Raw genomic sequence first — 24120 nt, 5'->3', positions numbered from 1 at the left:
ATCGATCCATTCACCACCTTGCTCGAAGGAGTCTCGCCATGAACGCCAAGCCGATCACCCTCGCCGTCTTCGCCACGCTCGCCTTCGCCGGCGGCGCCCAAGCCTTCCAGGGAGAACAGAACCCGCTGCCGCCCGCCCCCTTCCAGTCGACGCTGTCGCGCGCGCAGGTGCAGGCCGATGCGCGCCAGCCGCTGCAGATAAGCAATGGCGGCACCGGCGTGCAGCAGGCCAGGAGCGGAAACATCGACCGCGACGCGGTGCGCGCCAGCGCGCGGAGCATCACCCGCCAGGGCGCGGCCACCTACGGCGAAGTGACCGACCGCAGGATGTAAGAAAAAAGGGAAAGAAAGAGGGCTGCCGCCGCTTCAGCGGTAGCGGCGCACCACCGACTCCGCCACGCAGGCCGGCTTGGCGGCGCCTTCGAGCTCGATGGTGGTTTCCCAGGTCATCTGGAAACCGTCGTCGGCAATGGGCTCGGCCGTCAGCAGCTTCATGCGGGCCCGCAGGCGCTTGCCCACCGGCACCGGCGACATGAAGCGCACCTTGTTCAGGCCGTAGTTCACGCCCATGCGCGACTCGACCACGTCGAGCGCCGTCTCGTAGAAGCGCGGCAGCAGCGACAGCGTGAGAAAGCCGTGCGCGATCGGCCCGCCGAAGGGGCCGGCCTTGGCCCGCTCGATGTCGACATGGATCCACTGGTGGTCGCCCGTCGCCTCGGCGAACTGGTTGACCTGCTCCTGCGTGATGGCGATCCAGTCGCTCACGGCGACCTCCTGGCCGACGCAGGCGGCGAGATCCTGAAGGGTCTGGAATGTCTTTTTGGTCATGCGGGGCATTCTGGCGTCTGGGGCTGCCGCGCGGCTGTCGGCCTTGCGACAACCGGGCTCAGGGAAAACCGGGATCGGCTCAGGCGTCGAGCCACTCGCAGATCGGCTGCCACTGCTCCAGGTCGCGCTGCACGCGGCCGGGCGAGATGTCGAACAGCGTGAGCCCGCGCGCGGCGAGCTGCACGTAGTTCTGCGTGTCGCGCAGCTCGCCGATCACCGGCACGCCGAGTCCCGCGATGAACTCGTGGAGCCGGTCTGCAGCCAGCGTGCGGGCATTCACGCGCATGCCGACGAGGCCGATCTTCGTCTTCTCGGCGCGGCGGTTCTCCTGCAGCCGGTCGAGGAAGTCGCGCGTCGCGTAGATGTCGAAGATGCTCGGCTGCAGCGGCACGATCACCCGGTCGGCCAGCGCCAGCACTTCCTTGAAGCGCCAGCCGTGCAGGCCGGCGGGCGTGTCGAGCACCGCGTGCGTGGTGCCGCGCGGCGGGCGGACCACGGTGCTTTCGCCGGTGGCTTCCCAGGTGGAGATGGTCCGGGCCATCGGCGGGCGCAGGCCCAGCCAGAGCCGGGAGGATTGCTGGCGGTCCACGTCGCCCAGCATCACGGCATGGCCGTGGCTCGCGAAATAGCCCGCGACGTTCGTCGCGATCGTCGACTTGCCCACGCCTCCCTTGGGATTGGCGACCAGAACCACCGGCATAGATGCACTCCTCCAGAACGGCAATAGCGGGGATGTTAGTCGCTGGCGCGTTTTTGCCCGGCGAAACGCCTGCCAGCGTGCTCTTGAGATATGTTCGCGGGATGACGACAACAACATCCACGGGAACCCCCGCCGACCGCCCGGACGGCGGTTCCGGCGGCATCTACGTGCTGGCCGCCCACCCCCACTGGCGCGACTCGCGCGTCAACCGGCGCATGCTCGCCGCCGCTCGCGCCGTGCCCGGCGTCGACGTCAACGATCTTTACGGCAGCTATCCCGACTTCGCCATCGACGTCGAGGCAGAGCAGGCCCGGCTCGCCCGGGCCAGCCTGGTGGTGCTGCTGCACCCGATCCACTGGTACTCGATGCCCGCGCTGCAGAAGCTCTGGCTCGACGACGTGCTCTCCTACGGCTGGGCCTACGGCCCCGGCGGCACGGCGCTGCAGGGCAAGGACCTCTGGCTGGTCGCCACCACGGGCAGCCCCGAGGCGAGCTACCACCCGCAGAACTACCACCGCTACTTCTTCGACGCCTTCCTGCCGCCCTACGAGCAGACCGCCGCGCTGTGCGGCATGCGCTTTTTGCCGCCGCTGATCTTCTACGGCGCGCGCAGCGCCAGCGAGGTCGATGTGAAGTCCCACGTCGAGACCTTCGCCCAGCGCCTGGGCAGCTACCCCGACTGGCCCGAGATCGAGGAGATCGACGTCTGCGTGTCCTGCCCCGTACCCGAAAGCGACCGGCCGGCCGACAACGACGACGTCGCCAAGGTGGTCTCCAATGCCTTCCAGGCGGCGATGTCCCACGGCCTGGCTACCGCGACGGCCATCGCCTCCGCGGACGACAACGGCAGGAAGGCGCCCTGAATGGAACACGCACCCGCCTGGCTGACCAACAGCCTGATCTACCTGAGCGCCGCCGTGCTGGTGGTGCCGCTTTCGAAGGCCCTGGGCCTCGGCTCGATCATCGGCTACCTCGTGGCCGGCATCGCCATCGGTCCCTGGGGCCTGGGACTCGTTTCCAGCGTCGAGGACGTGCTGCATTTCGCCGAGTTCGGCGTGGTGCTGATGCTCTTCCTCGTGGGCCTTGAACTCGAACCCAGGCGCCTGTGGAACCTGCGCCGCCCCATCTTCGGCTGGGGCACGGCGCAGGTGCTTAGCTGCGCCGCGGTGCTGTTCGCGGTGGGCTGCGCGGTCGGCGCCGAATGGCGCGTGGCACTGGTGGCTGCGCTGGGCCTGGCGCTGTCGTCCACCGCCATCGCGCTGCAGGTGTTCGGCGAGCGCAACCTGCTGAAGACGCCCAGCGGCCAGGCCGGCTTCTCGATCCTGCTGTTCCAGGACGTGGCTGCCATTCCGATCCTCGCACTGCTGCCGCTGCTGGCCGGCGCCACAGCGGCCGAACAATCGATCACAGGGCTGGAGCGCGCGCTGGAGGCCGCCAAGATCATCGGCGTGATCGGCGGCATCATCCTCGGCGGCCGGCTGCTGCTGCGCCCCATCCTGCGCTGGATCGCGCGCAGCGACACGCCCGAGATCTTCACCGCCGCCGCCTTGCTGCTGGTGGTGGCCATCGCGGCGCTGATGCAGTTGGTGGGCCTGTCGATGGCGCTGGGCGCCTTCCTCGCCGGCGTGCTGCTGGCGGAGAGCGAATACCGGCGCGAGCTCGAGACCGACATCGAGCCCTTCAAGGGCCTGCTGCTGGGCCTCTTCTTCATCGCGGTGGGCATGTCGATCAACTTCGGCGTGCTGGTCGCGAGCCCCTGGATCATGGCGATGCTGGTGGTCGGCTTCGTGGCCATCAAGCTGGTGGTGATCTACGCGCTCGCCAAGGCGATGGGCATCGCCTACCAGGAGCGGCCGGTGTTCACGCTGCTGCTCGCGCAGGGCGGCGAATTCGCCTTCGTGGTGTTCCAGGCGGCGGGCCCCGACGTGCTGCCGCCGCAGGTCACCTCGCTGCTGATCGGCGCGGTGGCGCTTTCGATGCTGCTGTCGCCGCTGCTGCTGGTGCTCCTCGACAAGTTCGTGCTGCCGCGCTACAGCCAAGGCACCGGCACCCGACTGGAGGAAATTTCGGAGCAGCAGGACGCCAAGGTGCTGATCTGCGGCTTCGGCCGCTACGGCCAGATCGTCGGTCGCATGCTGATGTCGCAGGGCCTGCGCGTGACGGTGCTCGACCACGACGCCGACACCGTCGAAGGCCTGCGGCAGTTCGGCTTCCGCGTGTTCTACGGCGACGCGACACGGCTCGACCTGCTGCGCACCGCGGGTGCGGGCACGGCCAAGGTGATCGTGGTGGCGGTGGACGACATCGAGCAGTCGCTGGAAATCGTCGACCTCGTGCAGGAGAACTTCGGGCAGGCCCGCATCATCGCCAGGGCACGCAACGTGACGCACCTGTTCCAGCTGCGCGACCGCGGCGTGACGGAAGTCGAGCGCGAGGTGTTCGAGTCGTCGCTGCGCAGCGCGCGCGCCACGCTCGAGGCGCTGGGCTGGCCGGCGCACGAGGCACGCGAATCGGCAATGCGTTTCCGGCGCCGCAACATCAAGCTCAGCGACGAGATCTATCCGCACTACAAGGACCGCGCCAAGCTGATCGCCGCCAACAAGGCGGGCCGCCAGCAGTTCGAGGAACAGATGGCGCGCGAGCGCGAGGAGCGGCAGCGCCGCTCGGGGCGCGACTGGGAACGGCTGGAGGAAGAGGAACAGGCGGAGCAGACGCCCTGAAGCATCTGCAGCGCCTGTAGCGCCGACTAGATCGCGACAGTCAGGTACACGCCCTCGCGCCCCACCAGCGGCGCGCGGGTCGGCATGAAGATCGTGCAGTCGTCGCAAGGGGAGCGGATCTCGTGGCCGTCGTCCACGGCGATCAGCTCGCCCTTCTGGAAGACCTCGAAGCCCAGCACAGGCCGCGCGAAGGCGAAGCTCTCCGTCTTCACCATGTGCACTTCGAGCAGGCGGAAGCGTCGCGCGGGCGCCTTCGCCGCGGCGGTCGGCGGCGGGTCGACCAGCCCCAGGTGCGCGAGGAAGCGCAGCGTGACGTCGGTGGCCAGGTCCGCGGCCGACCGGCTGAAATGCTGTCCGCATTCCACAACCACCGCTGCGCCGTCGACGCCCTCCTCGCCGTGGCGGCCGTACGCCGTCACGCCCGTGCCGGGCGCGCCGCCCACGGGCATCACCAGGTGCACCAGCGGATTGCCGACGGCCAGCGCCAGCCCGGCATTGCGCTCGAATTCCGGGTACACCCAGAAGGGCTGCACCGGCGCGCGCGTGGAATGGATGTCGAGCACGTAGTCGGCCGCGTCCAGCACCGGCCGCAGTTCGCGCGCGCGGCGCAGTTCGGGGCTTTGCTCGCCGCCGTCGAGCATGGCCTTCGACCAGATGCGGTTGAGGTTGTGCACCAACTGGCGGTTCTCGTAGGGCCGCTCGACGTCGAAGGCGTTATAGGCCTCCACGTTCGCAAAGCTCACGGTGAGCGTGCCGGTCTTCGGGCGCACGCCGGTGTCCAGCAGGTGCGTGGCGGCGACCATGCCGCAGATCTCGTTGCCGTGGGTCAGCGCGTTGACCAGCACGTGCGGCCCCGGCCGGCCCGACTCGAAGCGGTGCACGTAGTCGACGCCGGTGTTGCCCTGCCGGTAGGCGGAGATGTCGCGCGGCAGCACCTCCAGCGGCGCGGTGTCGGGCGCGAACGATGACTCGGTCATGCCGGTGCTCATTGGCCGCTCACTCGCCGCGGATGCCGGCGCGCTTGACCAGGTCGCCGTAGACCGCGAGCCGCTCCGACATCATGGCGGTGAACTGCGCGGGCGACTGCGCCTCCGGCGGCAGCGAGCCGCGCGACTGCAGCGCCTCGACCATCGAGGGCTGATCGGCCACTGAACGCACGGCCTTGTGCAGCGCCTCGACGATCTCCGGCGGTGTCTTCGCGGGCGCGGCCAGGCCGATCCACGAGGTGGTGTTCAGCACCGGATAGCCCAGTTCCGCGAAGGTCGGAATGTCGGGCAGCGCCGCCACGCGGGTGGGCGCGGCCACTGCCAGCGCGCGCAGCTTGCCGGACTGGATCAGCGGCAGGAAGGGTGCCAGGTTGTCCAGCCCGAACTGCACTTCGTTCGAGATCAGCGCGGTGACCAACGGGCCGCCGCCGCGGTACGGCACGTGCGTGGCGTTGAGCTGCAGCTGCGACTTCATCAGCTCCACGTTGAGCTGCCCCATGCTGCCCGGCCCCGCGCTGCAGAAGTTGAGCTCGCCGGGGCGCGACTTCACCAGCGCGACGAACTCCTTGAAGTTCTTCGCGGGCACCGCCGGGTTGACCAGCAGCACGTTGATCGAGCGCGCGAGCTGGCTGATCGACGCGAAGTCCTTGATCGGGTCGTAGCCCGGGTTGGGCTGGGTGAGCGGGTTGGCCAGGTGCGAGCTCTGCGACGAGGCGACCAGCGTGTAGCCGTCGGGCTTGGCGCGCGCCACCTGTGCGCTGGCAATGGAGCCGCCGGCGCCGGCGCGGTTGTCGATGACCACCGGCGTGCCCAGCGCCTTGGCGAGCGGGTCGGCGTAAAGCCGCGCGATCAGGTCCACGGAGCCGCCCGCGGGGAACGGCACCACCAGCGTGACCGGCCGCGAGGGCCAGGCCTGCGCCTTGGCGGCCAGCGGCAGCATCGAGCCGAGGCCGGCGGCGAGGATCTCGCGGCGGCGCAGTGCCGCGGCGGTGAAGATGGGTTCCATGGGGCGTCCTGTCGTGCAGTCAAAAGTGCGCGCATTGTTGCAAGATGATTTCAATTTTGCAATGACCATTGCAAAATCAGGCCCAACACGACTCCACGTGCAGAATGCGCGCGACCATGAACCTGAACCAACGCATCTCGGGCTACGGCAGGAAGCTCACCAAGAGCGAGCAGCGCCTGATCGACGAGTTGCAGACGCGCTACCCCCAGGGCCTGCTCGAATCTGCAACGAGCCTTGCAAAGAAGGTGGGCACCAGCGCCTCCACCGTGGTGCGGCTGCTGGCCAAGCTCGGCTACCCCAGCTATGCCGAGGCGCAGATCGAGGCCCGGTCGGAGGTGACCGCGCGGCTGTCGTCGCCGGCCACGCGCGCGGACGCCGTCATCGCCGACGACGCCTCGGTGCGCAGCTGCCTGGCCAATGCGCTGCTGCACGACCAGCACAACCTGGCCTCGACCTTCGCGGCGCTCGACGTCGCCGCCTTCGAGGGCGCCGTGCGGCTGCTCACGCAGCGCAAGGCGCGGGTGCACGTGACCGGCCAGCGGCACGCCGCCGCGCTGGCCGGCCACCTTTCGCTGCACCTGAACATGTGCCTGCCCGACGTGCGCCCCATGAGCGGCGGCGGCCCGCTGCTCATGGAAGACCAGCTGCTGTGGATCGGCGAGAACGACGTGCTGCTGGCCCTCACCTTCAGGCGCCACGCGCTCGCCACCGCGCGCGCGGCCAAGTACTTCAAGGAGAAGGGCGCGAAGGTCATCGTCATCACCGACGGCCCCTCGGTGGCTGCGGCGGCATCGGCCGACCATGTGATGCTGGCGCGCACCTCGAGCGCGTCGCCATTCGATTCGTACACGGCGGCGTTCTCGCTGTGCAACGCGCTGGTCACCGCCGTCGTGCAGCGCCGCAGGAAGGAACTGGGCGCCGCGCTCGAACGCGGCGACGCCCTGTGGGAGCAGCACTGGAACGACTCGGCCGCGCAGGCCGGGCGTTCGCGCAGGAAGCCGTCGTCAGCCGCCTGAGGCCGCGTCCAGCTTCAGCAGCCGCATCGCGTTGCCCTTGAGGATGCCGGGCATCACCTCGGGCTTGAAGCCGGCGTTCTCGAAGTCGCGCATCCAGCGGTCGGGCGTGATCAGCGGGTAGTCGCTGCCGAAGAGCACGCGATCCTTCAGCAGCGTGTTGGCGTACTGCACGAGCTGCTTCGGAAAGTACTTGGGGCTCCAGCCCGACAGGTCGATCCACACGTTGGGCTTGTGCGTGGCCACGCTCAGCGCCTCGTCCTGCCAGGGGAAGCTGGGGTGCGCCATGACGATCTGCATGTCGGGGAAGTCGATGGCCACGTCGTCCAGGTGCATCGGATTGCTGTACTCCAGCCGCAGCCCGCCGCCGCAGCGCATGCCCGAGCCGATGCCGCTGTGGCCGGTGTGGAAGATGGCCGGCAGGCCGTACTCGGCGATCACCTCGTAGATGGGCCAGGCCATGCGGTCGTAGGGGTGGTAGCCCTGCACCGTGGGGTGGAACTTGAAGCCCTTCACGCCGTGCTCCTCGATGAGCCGGCGCGCCTCGCGCGCCCCCATCTTTCCCTTGTGCGGATCGACGCTGCCGAAGGCGATCATGACGTCGCTGTTGTTCTTCGCGGCCTCGGCGATCTCCTCGTTCGGGATGCGGCGACGGCCCATGTTCGACTCCGCGTCGACCATGAACATCACCAGCCCGATCTTTCTTTCACGGTAGTACGCCACGCTCTCGGCAATGGTCGGCCGGCCGCTGGAGCCGAAGTACTTGTCGGCCGCGCGGTCGTACTCCTCGCCGTAGTTGTCGAACGGGTTCCAGCAGCTGACTTCTGCGTGGGTGTGGATGTCGATCGCGATCAGGTTCTGGTGGTCCATGTCTTGTCTCCGGTACGGGTAAGTCCCTAGGCTCTGGGGGCTCCAAATTCCTTGAATTGATTATTTCCCATAATCATAATTCGACGCAACCCCGGACTCATCATGACCAATCCAGACCTTCAACTCGACATCCGCGACGAAGTCGCCATCGTCCGCCTGACGCGCGGTTCCAAGCGCAACGCGCTGTCCGACGGACTGATCCTCGCCCTGCGCGACACCTTCGAGAAGCTCCCCTCCAGCGTGCGCGCGGCGGTGATCGACGGCGAGGGCCCGCACTTCTGCGCCGGCCTCGACCTGAGCGAGCTGAAGGAGCGCGACGCCGGCCAAGGCATGCAGCACTCGCGCCTGTGGCACGGCGCGCTCGACCTGATCCAGCACGGCCCGGTGCCGGTGATCGCCGCGCTGCATGGCGCAGTGGTGGGCGGCGGGCTCGAGTTGGCCAGCGCCTGCCACATCCGCGTGGCCGACCGCTCCACCTTCTACGCGCTGCCCGAGGGCTCGCGCGGCATCTTCGTGGGCGGCGGCGGCTCGGTGCGCATTCCGAAGCTGATCGGCGTGGCCCGCATGACCGACATGATGATGACCGGCCGCGTCTACAACGCCGAGGAAGGCGAGCGCGCCAACTTCGCCCAGTACCTCGTCGACGAGGGCCAGGCCTTCGACAAGGCCTTCGAGCTCGCGAAGCGCGTGGCCACCAACGCGCCGCTCACCAACTACGCGCTGATGCACGCCCTGCCGCGCATCGCAGAGCAGTCGGCCGACCACGGCTTCTTCACCGAGGCGCTGATCTCGGGCATCACGCAGGCCGCGCCCGAAGCCAAGCAGCGCGTGCGCGACTTCCTCGAAGGGCGTGCCGCGAAAGTGAGCAAGGGATGAGCGCCGTCCGATACCGCCCGCTGGTCTTCGGCGTCACCCGCGCCGTCTTGCGTGATGGCGCGCCAGGCACGCAGTACCTGAGCGCCGAAACGCAGCTCGAGCCCTACCGCGAGCGCATGACCGACCGCCTCGCCTACTGGGCAGAGCGCACGCCCGAGCGCACCTTCATCGCCCGTCGCGAACGGCTGGCCGACGGCAGCACCGGCGACTGGCTGAGCGTGAACTACGCGCAGGCGCTGGAGGAAGCACGCGGTATCGGACAAGCCCTGCTGGACCGCGGCCTGAGCGCCGACCGCCCGGTCGCGATCCTCAGCGAGAACGGCATCGAGCACGCGCTGATGGCGCTGGGCTGCCTCTACGCCGGCGTGCCCTACTGCCCCGTATCGCCGCCCTACTCGCTGGTGAGCCAGGACTTCGAGAAGCTGCGCCACGTCTTCGACACGCTCACGCCGGGCCTCGTTTTCGCGAGCGACGCCGCGCGCTTCGCCAAGGCCATCGCCGCAGTCGTGCCGGCCGGCACCGAAGTCGTGCTGGCGCAGGGCACGCTCGAAGGCCGCCCCACCACCGCGTTCGACGCACTGGCCTCGACGCCCGCCACGCCCGCCATCGACGCGGCGATGCGCGCGACCGGCCCCGACACCATCACCAAGTTCCTCTTCACCTCGGGCTCGACCAAGATGCCCAAGGCGGTGATCAACACGCACCGCATGTGGTGCGCCAACCAGCAGCAGCTGCGCCAGTCGATTCCCGCACTGGGCGACGAGCCGCCGGTGCTGGTCGACTGGCTGCCCTGGAACCACACCTTCGGCGGCAACCACAACGTGGGCATCGTGCTGGACAACGGCGGCACGCTCTACATCGACGACGGCAAGCCCACGCCTGCCGGCATGGCCGAGACGCTGCGCAACCTGCGCGAGATCGCGCCCACCATCTACTTCAACGTACCCACTGGCTTCGAGGCCATCGCGCAGGCGATGGAAACCGACTCGGTGCTGCGCCGCAACCTGCTGTCGCGCGTGAAGATGTTCTTCTACTCGGGCGCGGCGCTGTCGCAGCCGGTGTGGGACAGCCTGCACCGCACGCAGGAGTCGGAAGTCGGCGAGCGCATCGTGATGGGCACGGGCCTGGGCATGACCGAATCGGGCCCCTTCGCGCTCTACGTGACCGGCCCCGACGTGAAGTCGGGCGACGTGGGCCTGCCCGCGCCGGGCATCGAGCTCAAGCTGATCGAGGTCGACGGCAAGACCGAGGTGCGCTACCGCGGCCCCAACATCACGCCCGGCTACTGGCGCGCGCCCGAGGCCACTGCCGAGTCCTTCGACGAGGAAGGCTTCTTCTCCACCGGCGATGCCGTGAAGTGGATAGCCGAAGACAACATCCATCGCGGCCTGCGCTTCGACGGCCGCATCGCCGAAGACTTCAAGCTCGCCACCGGCACCTTCGTGAGCGTGGGCCCGATGCGCGCGAAGATCATCGCGGCCGGCGCGCCCTACGTGCAGGACGCGGTGCTGACCGGCATCAACCTGAAGGAAGTCGGCGCGCTGATCTTCCCGACGCAGAAGGTGCGGCAGCTCGCCGGCCTGGGCGCCGACGCATCCATGCGCGAGGTGCTCGAGAGCGCCCCCGTGCAGGCGCACTTCCAGCAGGTCGTCGACACGCTGGCCGCCGGCGCCACCGGCAGCGCCAACCGCATCGCGCGGCTGCACCTGATGGCCGAGCCGCCATCCATCGACAAGGGCGAGGTCACCGACAAGGGCTCCATCAACCAGCGCGCCGTGCTCAAGCACCGCGCCGCGCTGGCCGATGCGATGCACGACGGCAGCCTGCCCTTCACCCTCAAGCCCCGCTAGACATTCCGGGAGACGACACACCATGAAGATCGAAGGACAAGCCGCACTGGTCACCGGCGGCGCATCGGGCCTCGGCGAAGCCACCGCGCGCGAACTCGCGCGGCTGGGCGCGAAGGTCGCCGTGCTCGACCGAAACGCCGAACTCGCCGCGAAAGTGGCGGCGGACATCGGCGGCATAGCCTGCGCTTGCGACATCACCGACACCGACAGCGTGGTCGCCGCGCTCGACAAGGCCGAGGCCGTGCACGGCCCTGCGCGCATCCTGATGAACGTGGCCGGCATCGGCAGCGCCAAGCGCATCGTCGGCAAGGACGGCAGCCCCGCGCCGCTCGAAGACTTCGTGCGCGTGGTCAACATCAACCTGATCGGCGGCTACAACATGGCGCGCCTGTTCGCCGCGCGCTGCGCGAAGCTCGACGCGCTCGACAACGGCGAGAAGGGCGTGATGCTCTTCACCGCCTCGGTCGCCGCCTTCGACGGCCAGGTGGGCCAGCAGGCCTACAGCGCCTCCAAGGGCGGACTGGTCGGCATGACGCTGCCGATGGCACGCGACCTCGCGCAGCACGCCATCCGCGTGTGCACCGTGGCTCCGGGCATCTTCGCCACGCCGCTGCTGCTGGAGCTGCCCGAGCCGGTGCAGCAGTCGCTGGCTGCGTCGATTCCGTTCCCGCCGCGCCTGGGCAAGCCCTCGGAATTCGCCGAGCTGGCCTGCCACATCGTCACCAACGGCCACCTCAACGGCGAGGTGATCCGCATCGACGGCGCCCTGCGCATGGCGCCGCGCTGATTCCGCTTTCAGTCAGCCACCGCAAACCAGGAGACAAGACCATGACCAACAGACGCCAGTTCGTGACGGCGCTCGGCGGCACCGCCGCCATCGCCGCCCTGCATCCCTTCGCCGCGCTCGCCCAGGCGGTGCAGCAGGTAGTGAAGATCTACTACGGATTCCCGGCCGGCAGCGCCGGAGACAGCGTGGCGCGCCGCGTGGCCGAGAAGCTGGGCGACACGCCCTTCACGAAGGTCAATCCGGTGGTCGAGAACAAGCCGGGCGCCGGCGGGCGCATCGCGCTCGACACGCTCAAGAGCTCGGTGGCCGACGGTTCGGTGCTGTGCCTCGCACAGGCTTCGGCGCTGTCGATCTATCCGCACATCTACACCAAGCTGGGCTACGGCATGGCCGACTTCGCGCCGATCTCCATCGGCGCCGTGATGACGCACGCACTGACCGTCGGGCCCGCCGTGCCCGCGAGCGTGAAGACGCTGAAGGACTTCGTCGCATGGGCCAAGGCCAACCCCGGGCAGGCCAGCTACGGCTCGCCGGGCGCTGGCTCCACGCCGCACTTCCTGGGCGCGCTGCTGGGCCTGAACAGCGGCGCCGACCTGCGCCACGTGCCCTATCGCGGCTCGCTGCCGGCGATCAACGACGTGGTGGGCGGCCAGATCGCATCGAGCATGACGCCCGCCGGCGACGCCATTCCCTTTGCCAAGGCCGGCAAGCTGCGCGTGCTCGCCATGTCGGGCTCGCAGCGCGCGGCCTACCTGCCCGACGTGCCGACCTTCACCGAGCAGGGCTTCCCCGAGATCGTGGCCGACGAGTGGTTCGGCTTCTTCGCGCCGGCGAAGACGCCCACGGCCGTCATCACGGCCGCGAGCGCGGCGATCCAGACCGCGCTGAAGGACAAGAGCGTGGCCGACGGCCTGCTGTCGGTGGGCCTTCTCGCCCATGGCTCCTCGCCGGAGGACATGCGCAAGTCGCTGCAGTCCGAATACGAACGCTGGGGACCGCTGGTCAAGAAGATCGGCTTCACGGCCGAATCCTGATTCGCCGATTCGTTCTCCTGCTTCCCTGCCCCGATGGATTACAAGCCCCGCCCCGAAGACGTCCGGTTCATCCTGAACGAAGTGCTCGACGCGCCCGCGCGCCTGGCCGCGCTCGCCCCCTTCGCGGAGGTCGACGAGGCGCTGCATGCGCAGGTGCTCGAGGAAGCCGGGCGCTTCGTCGGCGAGGTGGTCGCGCCCATCAACCGCGGCGGCGACGAGACCGGCTGCCGCTTCGCCGATGGCCAGGTCGCCTCGCCGCCGGGTTTTCGCGAGGCCTACCAGGCCTTCGTCGACGGAGGCTGGCCTGCTCTCTCCGCCGCGCCGGAAGACGGCGGCCAGGGCCTGCCCGCCGTGCTGGAAGCCGTTCTCTACGAATGGCTGGCCGCCGCCAACCATGGCCTGACGATGGCGCCCGGCCTGCTGCACGGCGCGTACGCCTGCCTCAAGCATCACGGCAGCGAGGAGCTGAAGCAGCGCTATCTGTCGAAGATCGCGACCGGCGAATGGCTCGCGACCATGTGCCTCACCGAAGCGCACGCAGGCAGCGACCTGGGCCAGGTGCGCACACGCGCGGTGCCGCAGGCCGACGGCAGCCTGCGGGTAAGCGGCGGCAAGATCTTCATCTCGGGCGGCGAGCACGACCTGACGCCCAACATCGTCCACCTCGTGTTGTGCCGCCTTCCCGATGCGCCAGCCGGGCCCAAGGGCCTGTCGCTGGCGCTGGTGCCCAAGCTGCTGCCCGACGGCGCGCGCAACGCGGTGCACTGCGAGCGCATCGAGGAAAAGATGGGCCTGCACGGCAGCCCCACCTGCACGATGCGCTTCGACGAGGCCACCGGCTGGCTGGTCGGCGAGCCCGGCCGCGGGCTGGCTGCGATGTTCGTGATGATGAATTCGGCGCGCCTGCACGTGGCGCTGCAGGGCATCGGCCTGCTCGACGCCGCCTGGCAGAAGGCCGACGCCTATGCCGCCGAGCGCCGCCAGATGCGCGCGCCCGGCCCCGTGCCCGCCAGCCGCGGCGGCGAGAGCGCCGACCTGATCGCCGAGCATCCGGCCGTGCGCCGCATCCTCGACACGCAGCGCGCCTGGATCGACGGCGCGCGCACCATCGCCTACCGCAGCGCGCTGATGCTCGACGTGGCCGCGCACGACGCCGACCCGAAGGCGCGCGAGCGCGCGCAGCGCTGGTGTTCGTTCGTCACACCGGTGCTCAAGGCCGCGTGCACGCACCAGGCCTTCCATGGCGCGAGCGAATGCCTGCAGGTGTTCGGCGGCCACGGCTACGTGCGCGAATGGGGCATCGAGCAGATCGTGCGCGACTCGCGCGTGACGATGATCTACGAGGGCACCAACGAGATCCAGGCCATCGACCTGCTGGTACGCAAGGTGCTGCCCGACGGCGGCGCCGGCATGTCGGCGGTGCTGCTGGAGCTGCGCGACACGCTGGACGCCTCGCGCGAGGCCGACGCCGACGTGCAGCGCCGGCTGGCGCAACTGCGCTACCTGGGCACCACCGTCGCGATGGCGGCGCATGCCAATCCGGTGCTGCCGTACGAGGTGGCCGACGACTACCTGCGCGCGACCATGCTCGCGATGATGGCGTGGGCCTGGGCCCGCATCGAGGCGGCCTCGCCCGGTGACGCGGGGAAGGCGCGCGTGGCGGCCGCCTTCAGGCGCTGGGTGCTGCCCGAATTCGAGATGCGGATGAGCATCGTCAAGAAGGCCTGCGAGACGGTCGCCCTGACGCATGCGGCCGCGCCCGGCGGCGCTGTCTCCAACTAGCCACTGAAACCTCTCGTTGCAGTGCGCCCGCGGTTACGCTCGGGCCATGGCCTCCACCCCGAAATCCGCCCCCGCGAAAGCCGAGCAGGCCGCCGTGCCGCAAGGCAGGCCCGACCGGCTCGACGCGCGCATGCTCGAAGCCCTGGTCGGCTACAACGCCCGCCGGGCGTGGCTGATCGTCAGCGCCTTCTTCGCGGAGCGCATGGCGCCCTACGGGCTCAAGCAGATCGATTTCTCGGTGCTGTCGCTGCTGGCGCACAACCCCGGCGCCACCTCGCGGCAGCTGTGCAATGCGCTGGAAATACTTCCGCCGAATCTCGTGAGCCTGGTGGCCACGCTGGACAGCCGGGGGTTGATCGAACGTCGCCCGCATCCGCATGACGGCCGCGCCGTGGGGCTGCACCTCACGCCGGCGGGCGAGTCGCTCATCCGCGAAGCCGAGCAGACGGTGGTGCAACTGGAAGCCGACGCCAGCGCCAAGCTCACCGCGCGGGAGCGCGAGACGCTGATACGGCTGCTGCAGAAGATCTATCTGTAGCGCAGGCCGCGGGCCTCAGAGGCCCCGCTCGACCATGTCGATGAGCTGCTGGCCCAGCTTGTAGGTTGCCTCGGCCGGCATCTCGCGCAGCGGCCCGTCGATGATGAGCAGCGCCAGGCCGTGCACCGCGCTCCACGCGCAGTACTCGGCGTTCGGGCGCCGCGCCGGGTCGAGCACGCCGGCGTCCACCAGCCGGTCGATGGCCTTGCCCAGGAGCTGGAACGAGTCCAGCCCGCTCGCGCCCGCCTTGCCGGGGCCCAGTTCGCCGCTGCCCTCGTCGGAGATCACGAAAGCCGTGCGGAACAGGCCGGGCTCCGCCTGGGCGAAGCGCAGGTAGGCCGTGCCGATGGCGCGCACCTGCCCGCGCGCGAAGTCGGCGGGAGGCTGGTCGCAGGGCTGCGCCGCCAGTTCCTTTTCCATCGCGACCGCCGCGGCGGCCAGCGCCGCCTCGCGCACCGCCAGCAGCAGCTCGTGGCGGCTGCCGAAATGCCGGTACGCCGCGTTGGGCACCACGCCGGCGCGCCGGGTCGCTTCTCGCAACACCACCGCGCCGGGGCCGCCGTCGCGGGCCAGTTCTATGCCTGCTTCCAGCAGCGCGCGGCGCAAATCGCCATGGCGATAAGTGCTGCGGGCGGGCGGCAGGCTGTCGGGGACGTTGTTGAGCTTCATTGCATCTCCATGTGGACACTGTCCATTATCTCTGCTATTCTTTGTGGACGGTGTACACAAAGTAATCCGATTGTTTGCGGCCCGTTGCACCGGGGGCCTCCGAGTCACCTCTTCAGTCCAAAGGAATCGTCATGAAAGTCCAGTCTTACCTCTCGTTCGAAGGCCGCTGCGACGAAGCGCTCGGCTTCTACAAGAAGGCGCTCGGCGCCGAAGTCACCCAGCTCATGCGCTACGAGGAAGCGCCCGCGGGCGCCCCGTCGGAAAACGCCGAGGCCGGTTGCGCAGGCGGCATGCCGCAGCCGGACAAGGTGATGCACGCCGTGTTCCGCATCGGCGAAACCGAGTTGATGGCCTCCGACGGCGGCTGCTCGGGCAAGGCCGAGTTCAAGGGCGTGATGCTCGCGCTCACCGCCAATACCGACACCGAGGTCGTCAAGTGGTTCAACGCGCTGGCCGAAGGCGGCCAGGTCATGCAGCCGCTGATCCCGACCTTCTTCACCTCCAACTTCGGCATGCTGACCGACCGCTTCGGCGTGGGCTGGCTGCTGGTAGTCGCGCAGCCGACCTGACCGTCGCCCTTTCCCCCGCACCCCGATCTCCAGAGAAAGCTCCCGCCATGCTCAAGAAAATCGCCCTCGTCGTCGTGCTCGCGATCGCCGCGCTGCTGATCTACGCCGCCACCCGGCCCGACACCTTCCGCGTCGAACGCACCGCACGCATCGAGGCCCCGGCCGAGAAGATCTTTCCGCTGATCGACGACTTCCACCGCTGGGGCACCTGGTCGCCCTACGAGAAGCTCGATCCCGCCATGAAGCGCAGCTTCGGCGGCAGCGCGAGCGGCAAGGGCGCGACCTATGCCTGGGAGGGCAACGACAAGGCGGGCGCGGGCCGCATGGAGATCGTGGAGTCGGCGCCTTCGTCGAAGGTCGCGATCAAGCTCGACTTCATCAAGCCCTTCGAGGGCCACAACACGGCCGAATTCACGCTGCAGCCCCAGGGCGGCGCAACGCAGGTCACCTGGGCCATGTACGGCCCGAGCCCCTACGTGGCAAAGCTCATGGGCATCTTCTTCAACATGGACCAGATGATCGGCAAGGACTTCGAAACAGGCCTGGCCAATCTCAAGGCGGCTACCGAAAAGTAGTCAGCGAACACAACCAGTCATCCAAGGAATACACATGTCTCAGATCCACGCCTATCTCACCTTCGACGGCAACGCGGCAGAGGCCATGCGCTTCTACGAGAAGACGCTCGGCGGCACCATGCAGATGATGATGACTGTCGGCGAAGCGCCCGACACCGAGCAGTTCCCGCCCGAGGCGAAGAAGCGCATCATGCATGCCTCGCTCGCCTACGGTGGCGGCATGCTGATGGCCTCCGACTCCATGCCCGGCCAGCCGTACGAAGGCATGAAGGGCTTCGGCGTCGCGCTGACCCTCGAGACCGTGGCCGAGGCCCGGCGCATCTTCGACGCCTTCACCGAAGGCGGCCATGTCGGAATGCCCTTCGAGAAGACCTTCTGGGTCGAAGGCTTCGGCATGGTCACCGACCGCTTCGGCACTCCGTGGCTCATCAACGGCGGCAAGCCGCTGGTCTGAGCCGACCTTCATCGTTCCAAAGGAATTTCGCTTCCCATGACCAACCAACTCGACAGCCGCAAGCGCTGGCTCGCATTGATGGTGCTGTGCCTCGGCGTCCTGATGATCGTGCTCGACACCACCATCGTGAACGTGGCGCTGCCCTCGATCCGTACCGACCTTGGCTTCACCGAGACCTCGCTGGTCTGGGTGGTGAACGCCTACATGCTGACCTTCGGCGGCTTCCTGCTGCTCGGAGGCCGGCTCGGCGACCTGTACGGCCACCGCCGCGTGTTCCTCGCGGGCCTGGTGCTGTTCACGCTGGCATCACTGGCCTGCGGGGTCTCGACCTCGCAGGGCCTGCTGGTGGCCGCGCGCGCGGTGCAGGGCCTGGGCGGCGCGGTGGTTTCCGCCGTGTCGCTCTCGCTCATCATGAACCTCTTCACCGAACCGGCCGACCGCGCCAAGGCGATGGGCGTGTACGGCTTCGTGTGCGCCGGCGGCGGCAGCATCGGCGTATTGCTGGGCGGCCTGCTCACGAGCACGCTGAGCTGGCACTGGATCTTCCTGGTGAACCTGCCGATCGGCATCGCGGTGTATGCGCTGTGCGTGGCGCTGCTGCCCAGCGCGCGCGGACATGCGCACGGAGAGAAGCTCGACGTGGCCGGCGCCATCACCGTCACGCTGTCGCTGATGCTCGCCGTGTACGGCGTGGTCAACGGCAACGAGGCCGGCTGGGGCTCCACGCAGACGCTCGGCCTGCTCGGCGCTGCCGTGGTGCTGCTCGCGATCTTCATCGCCATCGAGTCGCGCGTGCAGCATCCGCTGATGCCGCTGGGCCTCTTCAAGCTGCGCAGCGTGTCGGTCGCCAACGTGGTCGGCGTGCTGTGGGCCGCGGCCATGTTCGCGTGGTTCTTCATCTCGGCGCTCTACATGCAGCTGGTGCTGAACTACACGCCGATGCAGATCGGGCTGGCCTTCCTGCCCGCCAACATCATCATGGCCGTGTTCTCGCTGGGCCTGTCCGCGAAGATCGTGATGCGCTTCGGCATCCGCAAGCCGCTGGCGGCCGGGCTCTGGCTCGCGGCCATCGGGCTTGCGCTGTTCGCGCGCGCGCCGGTCAACGGCAGCTTCGTGGTCGACGTGCTGCCCGGAATGATGCTGCTCGGCCTGGGCGCGGGCATGGCGTTCAACCCGGTGCTGCTCGCCGCGATGAGCGAGGTGAGCCCGTCCGATTCGGGCCTGGCCTCGGGCGTGGTCAACACCTCTTTCATGATGGGCGGAGCGCTGGGCCTGGCCGTGCTGGCCAGCGCGGCGGCCGCGCGCAGTGCGTCGATGGAAGCGGCCGGCGCGCAGATGCCGCTGGCGCTCACCGGCGGCTACAACCTCGCGTTTCTCGTCGGCGCCGTGTTCGCGGCGGCGGCGGGTCTGCTCGGTGCCTTGCTGCTTCGCTCCGCCATGCCGGGGCAGATGCAGAACAACGAGGAAGCAGCGGCACCCCACGGAACGGCGGCATCGCAATGAGCGACACCACGCCATGCAACCACCGGTCTTCTTTCTTCAACGGTTCCACAGACTATTCAGGAGAACAACCATGGCTCGTTATGTAGACGGCTTCATCGTCGCCATTCCCACCGCCAACGTCGAGGCCTACCGCAAGCTGGCGCGCAAGGCCGGCAAGGTCTGGATGGAATACGGCGCGATCGAATACGTGGAGTGCATCGCCGACGACGTGAAGCCCGGCAAGCTCACGTCCTTTCCCCAGAGCGTGAAGCTGAAGTCCGACGAGACCGTGGCCTTCTCGTGGATCGTCTACAAGTCGCGCAAGCACCGCGACACGGTCAACGCGAAGGTGATGGCCGACCCGCGCATCACCGCGATGGACCCGAAGACCATGCCCTTCGATGCGAAGCGGATGATCTTCGGCGGCTTCAAGAGCATCGTCGAGTTTTAAGCTCGCCCCCAGGCTTCGCGCACTTCGTGTCGCTTCGCCCCCCTACCGGGGGCAACACCTGCGGCCCGGCAAAGCCGGTTCCGCGGTGTTCCGCGAAAAGGCCTCGCTTCGCCGGCCTCAGGCCAGGAAGCCGTCATAGACGAGCTTGAGCCCGGTCAGGAACATGCCCAGATAAACGAAGCGATAGAACCACGTCGCATCGATGCGCCTGGCGATGCGGATGCCGACCCACACGCCCAGTGGTGCAAGCGGCATCAGCACCAGCGAGGTGGCCAGGGTGCGGAAGTCGAGCAGGCCGAGCCACGCGTAGGGAATCCACTTGCTGAGATTCACCACGAAGAAGAAGTAGGCCATCGTCGCCGTGAAGATCACCGGCGACAGCCGCAGCGGAATGACGTAGGCGTTGATGGGCGGCCCGCCCGCGTGCGCGATGAAGCTGGTGAAGCCCGACACCGTCGTCAGCACCGCGCCGATGCCGCGCGAGGGCAGCGGATCATTTGGCTTGGGCGGAAACAGCAGCCGCTGCGCGAGGAAGAGCAGCGTGAACACGCCGACGATGCCCGCCACCGTGTGCGCCGAGAGCATGCGAAACAGCAGCGTGCCGATCACCGTGCCCAGCAGCCCGAACGGAATCAGGAACTTCAGCAGCGAGCGATCGAAGTCGCGCCGGAACGCCGCGAGGCCAAGCACGTCCATCAGCAACAGCAGCGGCATGAGGATGGCGGCCGCCTGCGGCACGGTGACGGCCAGCGCCATCATCGGCACGGCGAGCGAGCCGAAGCCCGCGCCGAAACCGCTCTTGCTGATGCCGAGCAGCAGCACGGCGGGAATGGCGACCGCGTAGAAATGCGGGTCGGTGATCAGGGGAAAAGCCATGGGAGGGAAGAGCGCAGAAAAAAGCCTGCCGTGGAGGCAGGCTCGGCGAGCGTAGCAGGATGGGGCGTTCCCTGCTGGCGAGCTTCCCGTGGCCGCCTCGTCAGCGCTCGAGAGCGCCGCCGGCGAGCCAGCGGGCACCGCGCCGGTACAGCTCCTCCACTGCCGGCCCCTTGAGCATCGGCATGTCGAGCTTCACCGTGTAGCCGATGCGCTGCTGGATGTAGGTCAGGTGGCGATAGCCTTCGGGCAGGCCGGCCAGCACGTCCGCGTCCAGCTTCACCGTGGCGGCCGGGTCCACCGGGTCGATGCGGTCCTTTTCGTAGATCGGCTGGCGGTGCAGCAGCTTCCATTCGCCTTCGTGCTTTTCCACGAAGTCGTAGAAGCGGCCGGTGCACACCACGTCGCACAGTACGCCCTCGACCATGCCGCGCTGCGAAATGGTCATCTTGGTCTGCGCGATGGCGCGCTCGCCGGCCACCTCGATGGCCGAGCCGCCGAGGAAGTGCAGGATGCTCACGCCTTTGGCCCAGCCTTCCTTCGTGACACGGATGAACTCGGTGTACGGCCCCTGGAACCAGGTGGCCATCATCACGCCCTCGGGATGCCACACGGTGGCGAAGCGCTCCCAGTCGCCGGCATCGCGCCACACGGCCCAGCGCTCGATCATCCGGCGGATCAGCAGTTCCTGCTGCAGGGTTTCGTTCATTTGCGTTGTTTCCTTGGTTGGTCTTGCTGGATCAGGCGGGCTGCGTCAGCGGGTTCAGCACGAAATCGAAATCGAGGCGCCAGCGGCCGTTGTCCTGCTTCTTCCACGGCGCGACCAGCGACTGGCGCACCGCGAACACGGCGTCCGAATCCAGGTACTCGTCGCCTTCACGGAACACATGCGTGATGAGCCGCTCGTAGCCCGGCGCCTCGATCTTGAAATGCAGGTGCGCGGGCCGCCACGGATGGCGCTTCGTCGCGCGCAGCAGGTCGCCCACGGGCCCGTCGACCGGAATCGGATACGCCACCGCCACCACGCTGCGGAAGTGCAGCGAGCCGTCAGGCCCGGTGCGCAGCGTGCCCCGGTTCTCCGCGTGGTCGAGCCCGGCGTGCTGCACGTCGTAGTGCCCGCCCGCGTCGGCCTGCCACACGTCGACCACGGCATTGGCCACCGGCTCTCCGTCGAGCCCGCGCACCGTGGCGTACACGTCGCAGGGCTCGCCCTCGGCGCCGTTGGCCACGTCGTCGCCGTGCTCGTACTCTGGCGCGCCATCGAAATAGAAGGGGCCGAACACGGTGGCCTCGGTGCAGCCGGCCGGCTTGTCGTTGTTCATCGCGATGGTGAGCATCGAAAGCCCCAGCACGTCCGACAGCAGGATGAACTCCTGCCGCTTGTCGTCGCACTTCTGGCCGGTGGCCGTGAGGTACTGGATGCCCTGGAACCACTCGTCCTCGGTGAGCTTCACCTCGCGCGCGAAGGCGTGCAGGTGCTGCACCAGGCTGGTCAGGATCTCGCGCAGGCGCGGATCGGGCGTGTCGGCGAAGCGCGCGAGCACGGCCTGCGTGATGTTGTCCTGGTTGAGGTTGCGCATCGTGGCTGTCTCCGTGGTGTTGTCTCCGGGGTCTCCGGGAATAGGGCGCACTGTAGGCCGCGTGCGGTTGGCACGAAAGCATCGGGGCGCAAATCATTTTTCCGCCCAGCGGAACGGTCGGGCGCGGCCTGCGCCAAAATCATCCGCCCCTGAAAAACAATCCCGGAGACACCACCCCATGGACCGCTGGACCGAAATCGCCCTGCTCGTGCAGATCGCCGATGCCGGCAGCCTGAGCCGTGCCGCCGAGGCGCTGGGCCTTTCCAACGCCGCCGCGAGCCGCCACCTGAGCGCGCTGGAAGAACGGCTGGGCGCCCGGCTGGTCGAGCGCAACACGCGCCGCCTGTACCTCACCGACACCGGCCGCGAGTTCTGCGGCCGGGCCCGCACCATCCTGGCCGACCTGTCGGACGCCGAATCGGCGGTGAACGCCACCGCGTTCAATCCCACGGGCACGCTGCGCATCACGGCCTCGCTGTCGTTCTCGATCCACCACATCGCGCCGCTGCTGCGCGAGTACACCCAGCGCTACCCTGGCGTGACGGTGCACGTGGAGACGGCCAACCGCTACTTCGACCTGATCGACAACAACATCGACGTGGCGATCCGCACGCGCGAGTACGAGCCCGACTCGAACGTGACGATCCGCCGCCTCGGCGAAACGCGGCGCATCCTGGCGGCCTCGCCGCGCTACTTCGCGCAGCACGGCTTCCCGAAGACGCTGGACGAGCTGAAGCAGCACAAGCTGCTGATCTACACCCACGCCAACAACCCGAACGAGCTGCGCTTCAGGCGGGGGAAGGAAACGCACACGGTGTCGGTCACGGGCCTGCTCGAGTCGAACGACGGGCAGGTGCTGCGCGCCGCCGCGCTCGACGGCATGGGCATCCTGGTGCAGCCGACCTACATCGTCTACGACGACATCGTGGCCGGCCGGCTGGTGCCCACGCTGGACGACTGGGACCTGCCGCACCTGACCATCAACCTGGCCTACCCGAGCCGAAAGCACCTGTCGGCCAAGGTGCGCAGCTTCATCGACTTCATGGCGGCGCATTTCCGCAAGATGGACTACGAGCGCAAGTGGACGGCCCACTTCGGCCCCCACTGACCCGGCCCCGGGGCCTTTTCGCCAAAACATGTGCGTAAACGCACATTCCGCATTTCCGCAGCCCCGCACACTGGAACCGCAACCGTCGCATTCCGCGGCGGACCCATCGTTTTCCAGCAAGGATCTGCCATGAACACCCAGGCCACCGCCGCCAACACCCCGCGTGCGCCGATCGCGTCGCCGCTGTCCGCCCTCTCCCCCGCCACGCTGGACGACTCCGGCAAGCTGCTGATCCGCGTGACGATCGGCTTCCTGGTGCTGCTGCACGGCATCTTCAAGCTGTCGGCCGGCGTGGGCTTCATCGCCGGCATGCTGGCCAAGTCCGGGCTGCCGGGCGGCATCGCCTACCTGGTGTACGTGGGCGAGATCGTCGCCCCGCTGCTGATGATCGCCGGCATCTACACCCGCGCTGCCGCGGGCGTGGTCGTCATCAACATGCTGGTGGCCTTCGGCCTGGTGCACATGGCCGACCTGTTCGCGATGACGAAACAGGGCGGCTGGGCGCTGGAACTGCAGGGCCTGTACCTGTTCGGCGCGCTGACCGTGGTGCTGCTGGGCGCCGGCCGCTTCTCCATCGGCGGCACCAAGGGCCGCTGGAACTGATCGACCCGGGGCTCAGCCGGCGTCGCCGCGCACCTGCGAGACCATAGCCTCCAGGCGGGCCACGTCGGCGACCAGAAGAGCCTTGTCGTCCTTGCGCAGCACGCCGCTGCGCGCCAGCACGTTGAGCTCGCGGGTCACCTGCTCGCGGTTGGTGCTGATCTGGCTGGCCAGCGCCGCATGCTTTGGCGCCGGGTCCAGCCGGGCCTGGTTGCCCTCGACGCCGGCGGCGCGAGCCAGGCGCAGCAGCTCGGCATGCAGCCGGTTCTGCACGCCCAGGGTGCTCAGGTCGATCACCCGCTCCGACAGCTGCCGCACCAGCGTCGCCAGCCGCAGCATCACCCGGCCGGCCACCAGCGGCTCGTCGCGCAGCAGGGCCATGAAGGCGGCGCGGTCGAGGCTGGCCACCACGCTGGGCTCGAGGGTGACGACATCGGCCGAACGCGGGCCGCCGTCGATGGCGGCGATGTCGCCGAAGTGCTCGCCGGCCTCGGAATCGCGGAAGGTCACCTGCCGGCCGTTGGCCGAATAGGTCGTCACCCGCACCCGGCCCGAGACCAGCAGGAACACCTCGCCCTGCTGCTCGGCGCGCAGCAGCAGGGGCTTGCCGGCTTCCACGCTGTGCCAGAGGCATTGCTGGGCCAGCAGGTCGAGGCGCTGGTCTGAAAGGCCTTCGAGCAGCGCGATCTGGCGCAGTGCGAGGCTGGAGCGGAGGGTAGGTTCGGGTTTGGCCATGCCGGAGGTCGGTGGTCAACGGGAATAGGCGCGCG

At 68.5% G+C, this 24120-nt stretch carries 27 protein-coding genes; 17 read left to right on the top strand and 10 right to left on the bottom strand.

The window, feature by feature from the left end; genetic code table 11:
* The first annotated feature begins 38 nt into the window (after positions 1 to 38).
* Positions 39 to 332, top strand: a complete 294-nt coding sequence (locus BMY35_RS30110) for a DUF4148 domain-containing protein (RefSeq protein WP_093206666.1) — start codon at positions 39 to 41, stop codon at positions 330 to 332.
* Positions 333 to 365: 33 nt separating this feature from the next.
* Here the strand turns inward: BMY35_RS30110 and BMY35_RS30105 are convergent, their stop codons facing one another.
* Positions 366 to 836 carry a MaoC family dehydratase gene (locus BMY35_RS30105; RefSeq protein ID WP_093206665.1) on the bottom strand — a complete coding sequence of 157 codons (471 nt, stop codon included), beginning with the start codon at positions 834 to 836 and terminating at the stop codon, positions 366 to 368.
* Between the two features lie 70 nt (positions 837 to 906).
* The gene (locus BMY35_RS30100; protein ID WP_093206664.1) at positions 907 to 1527 is read right to left on the bottom strand and encodes a ParA family protein; all 621 of its coding nucleotides are present in this window, start codon (positions 1525 to 1527) and stop codon (positions 907 to 909) included.
* A 101-nt stretch (positions 1528 to 1628) separates the two neighbouring features.
* On the opposite strand from BMY35_RS30100, the gene BMY35_RS30095 reads away from it, so the two are divergent.
* Both BMY35_RS30095 and kefC read left to right on the top strand, forming a co-directional pair.
* Entirely contained in the window at positions 1629 to 2390 is a 762-nt protein-coding gene (locus BMY35_RS30095; protein ID WP_093206663.1) for a glutathione-regulated potassium-efflux system oxidoreductase KefF, read from the top strand.
* Positions 2391 to 4247 carry a glutathione-regulated potassium-efflux system protein KefC gene (kefC, locus tag BMY35_RS30090; protein ID WP_093206662.1) on the top strand — a complete coding sequence of 619 codons (1857 nt, stop codon included), beginning with the start codon at positions 2391 to 2393 and terminating at the stop codon, positions 4245 to 4247.
* Positions 4248 to 4273: 26 nt separating this feature from the next.
* Here kefC and BMY35_RS30085 read toward each other — a convergent pair whose 3' ends face one another.
* Both BMY35_RS30085 and BMY35_RS30080 read right to left on the bottom strand, forming a co-directional pair.
* The gene (locus tag BMY35_RS30085) at positions 4274 to 5224 is read right to left on the bottom strand and encodes a M14 family metallopeptidase (protein WP_093206661.1); all 951 of its coding nucleotides are present in this window, start codon (positions 5222 to 5224) and stop codon (positions 4274 to 4276) included.
* 19 nt (positions 5225 to 5243) lie between these two features.
* On the bottom strand, positions 5244 to 6239 hold the full coding sequence (locus BMY35_RS30080; RefSeq protein ID WP_093206660.1) for a Bug family tripartite tricarboxylate transporter substrate binding protein: 996 nt from the start codon (positions 6237 to 6239) through the stop codon (positions 5244 to 5246).
* A 116-nt stretch (positions 6240 to 6355) separates the two neighbouring features.
* Between BMY35_RS30080 and BMY35_RS30075 the strand changes: the two genes are divergently transcribed.
* Entirely contained in the window at positions 6356 to 7255 is a 900-nt protein-coding gene (locus BMY35_RS30075) for a MurR/RpiR family transcriptional regulator (protein WP_093206718.1), read from the top strand.
* On the opposite strand, the gene BMY35_RS30070 is transcribed toward BMY35_RS30075, so the two are convergent.
* On the bottom strand, positions 7244 to 8122 hold the full coding sequence (locus BMY35_RS30070) for an amidohydrolase family protein (RefSeq protein WP_093206659.1): 879 nt from the start codon (positions 8120 to 8122) through the stop codon (positions 7244 to 7246). The genes BMY35_RS30075 and BMY35_RS30070 overlap by 12 nt on opposite strands.
* A gap of 102 nt (positions 8123 to 8224) precedes the next feature.
* Here BMY35_RS30070 and BMY35_RS30065 point away from each other — a divergent pair, with 102 nt between their 5' ends.
* The 6 genes from BMY35_RS30065 to BMY35_RS30040 are packed head-to-tail and all read left to right on the top strand — an operon-like array spanning position 8225 to position 14989.
* Positions 8225 to 8998, top strand: coding sequence for a crotonase/enoyl-CoA hydratase family protein (locus BMY35_RS30065; RefSeq protein WP_093206658.1), 774 nt, complete (start codon positions 8225 to 8227; stop codon positions 8996 to 8998).
* Positions 8995 to 10848 carry a feruloyl-CoA synthase gene (locus tag BMY35_RS30060; RefSeq protein ID WP_093206657.1) on the top strand — a complete coding sequence of 618 codons (1854 nt, stop codon included), beginning with the start codon at positions 8995 to 8997 and terminating at the stop codon, positions 10846 to 10848. The genes BMY35_RS30065 and BMY35_RS30060 overlap by 4 nt, the downstream gene beginning before the upstream one ends.
* A gap of 22 nt (positions 10849 to 10870) precedes the next feature.
* Positions 10871 to 11635 carry an SDR family NAD(P)-dependent oxidoreductase gene (locus BMY35_RS30055; RefSeq protein WP_093206656.1) on the top strand — a complete coding sequence of 255 codons (765 nt, stop codon included), beginning with the start codon at positions 10871 to 10873 and terminating at the stop codon, positions 11633 to 11635.
* A gap of 41 nt (positions 11636 to 11676) precedes the next feature.
* Entirely contained in the window at positions 11677 to 12669 is a 993-nt protein-coding gene (locus tag BMY35_RS30050; protein WP_093206655.1) for a Bug family tripartite tricarboxylate transporter substrate binding protein, read from the top strand.
* Positions 12670 to 12702: 33 nt separating this feature from the next.
* Positions 12703 to 14451, top strand: coding sequence for an acyl-CoA dehydrogenase family protein (locus BMY35_RS30045; protein ID WP_093206654.1), 1749 nt, complete (start codon positions 12703 to 12705; stop codon positions 14449 to 14451).
* Positions 14452 to 14497: 46 nt separating this feature from the next.
* Positions 14498 to 14989 carry a MarR family winged helix-turn-helix transcriptional regulator gene (locus BMY35_RS30040; RefSeq protein WP_093206653.1) on the top strand — a complete coding sequence of 164 codons (492 nt, stop codon included), beginning with the start codon at positions 14498 to 14500 and terminating at the stop codon, positions 14987 to 14989.
* Positions 14990 to 15004: 15 nt separating this feature from the next.
* On the opposite strand, the gene BMY35_RS30035 is transcribed toward BMY35_RS30040, so the two are convergent.
* Positions 15005 to 15658 carry a TetR/AcrR family transcriptional regulator gene (locus BMY35_RS30035; protein ID WP_093206652.1) on the bottom strand — a complete coding sequence of 218 codons (654 nt, stop codon included), beginning with the start codon at positions 15656 to 15658 and terminating at the stop codon, positions 15005 to 15007.
* A gap of 131 nt (positions 15659 to 15789) precedes the next feature.
* Here BMY35_RS30035 and BMY35_RS30030 point away from each other — a divergent pair, with 131 nt between their 5' ends.
* From BMY35_RS30030 to BMY35_RS30010, 5 genes are all read left to right on the top strand, one after another.
* A complete protein-coding gene (locus BMY35_RS30030; protein WP_093206651.1) occupies positions 15790 to 16227 on the top strand; it encodes a VOC family protein in 438 nt (145 codons plus the stop codon).
* Positions 16228 to 16274: 47 nt separating this feature from the next.
* On the top strand, positions 16275 to 16802 hold the full coding sequence (locus tag BMY35_RS30025; protein ID WP_093206650.1) for an SRPBCC family protein: 528 nt from the start codon (positions 16275 to 16277) through the stop codon (positions 16800 to 16802).
* A 34-nt stretch (positions 16803 to 16836) separates the two neighbouring features.
* On the top strand, positions 16837 to 17256 hold the full coding sequence (locus BMY35_RS30020) for a VOC family protein (RefSeq protein WP_093206649.1): 420 nt from the start codon (positions 16837 to 16839) through the stop codon (positions 17254 to 17256).
* Positions 17257 to 17292: 36 nt separating this feature from the next.
* Entirely contained in the window at positions 17293 to 18759 is a 1467-nt protein-coding gene (locus BMY35_RS30015; RefSeq protein ID WP_093206648.1) for a DHA2 family efflux MFS transporter permease subunit, read from the top strand.
* 70 nt (positions 18760 to 18829) lie between these two features.
* The gene (locus BMY35_RS30010; RefSeq protein WP_093206647.1) at positions 18830 to 19189 is read left to right on the top strand and encodes a DUF1428 domain-containing protein; all 360 of its coding nucleotides are present in this window, start codon (positions 18830 to 18832) and stop codon (positions 19187 to 19189) included.
* Positions 19190 to 19306: 117 nt separating this feature from the next.
* Here the strand turns inward: BMY35_RS30010 and BMY35_RS30005 are convergent, their stop codons facing one another.
* The 3 genes from BMY35_RS30005 to BMY35_RS29995 all read right to left on the bottom strand — a co-directional run bounded on the left by BMY35_RS30005 (position 19307) and on the right by BMY35_RS29995 (position 21642).
* Positions 19307 to 20065, bottom strand: a complete 759-nt coding sequence (locus BMY35_RS30005) for a sulfite exporter TauE/SafE family protein (protein WP_093206646.1) — start codon at positions 20063 to 20065, stop codon at positions 19307 to 19309.
* Positions 20066 to 20165: 100 nt separating this feature from the next.
* A complete protein-coding gene (locus tag BMY35_RS30000) occupies positions 20166 to 20771 on the bottom strand; it encodes a nuclear transport factor 2 family protein (protein ID WP_093206645.1) in 606 nt (201 codons plus the stop codon).
* A 31-nt stretch (positions 20772 to 20802) separates the two neighbouring features.
* A complete protein-coding gene (locus BMY35_RS29995; RefSeq protein ID WP_093206644.1) occupies positions 20803 to 21642 on the bottom strand; it encodes an intradiol ring-cleavage dioxygenase in 840 nt (279 codons plus the stop codon).
* Between the two features lie 178 nt (positions 21643 to 21820).
* On the opposite strand from BMY35_RS29995, the gene BMY35_RS29990 reads away from it, so the two are divergent.
* Complete coding sequence (locus tag BMY35_RS29990; RefSeq protein ID WP_093206643.1) at positions 21821 to 22750, top strand: LysR family transcriptional regulator; 930 nt, start codon at positions 21821 to 21823, stop codon at positions 22748 to 22750.
* 129 nt (positions 22751 to 22879) lie between these two features.
* Positions 22880 to 23353: a DoxX family protein gene (locus BMY35_RS29985; RefSeq protein WP_093206642.1), complete on the top strand. Its 474-nt coding sequence runs from the start codon at positions 22880 to 22882 to the stop codon at positions 23351 to 23353.
* A 12-nt stretch (positions 23354 to 23365) separates the two neighbouring features.
* Here the strand turns inward: BMY35_RS29985 and BMY35_RS29980 are convergent, their stop codons facing one another.
* A complete protein-coding gene (locus BMY35_RS29980; protein ID WP_093206641.1) occupies positions 23366 to 24085 on the bottom strand; it encodes a Crp/Fnr family transcriptional regulator in 720 nt (239 codons plus the stop codon).
* Positions 24086 to 24120 lie beyond the last annotated feature (35 nt).

The sequence above is a fragment of the Variovorax sp. YR750 genome, assembly GCF_900109805.1.
GTDB lineage: Bacteria > Pseudomonadota > Gammaproteobacteria > Burkholderiales > Burkholderiaceae_C > Variovorax > Variovorax gossypii.
Note: the sequence above shows the minus strand (reverse complement) of the source record. Positions and strands in the feature narration are given on the sequence as shown.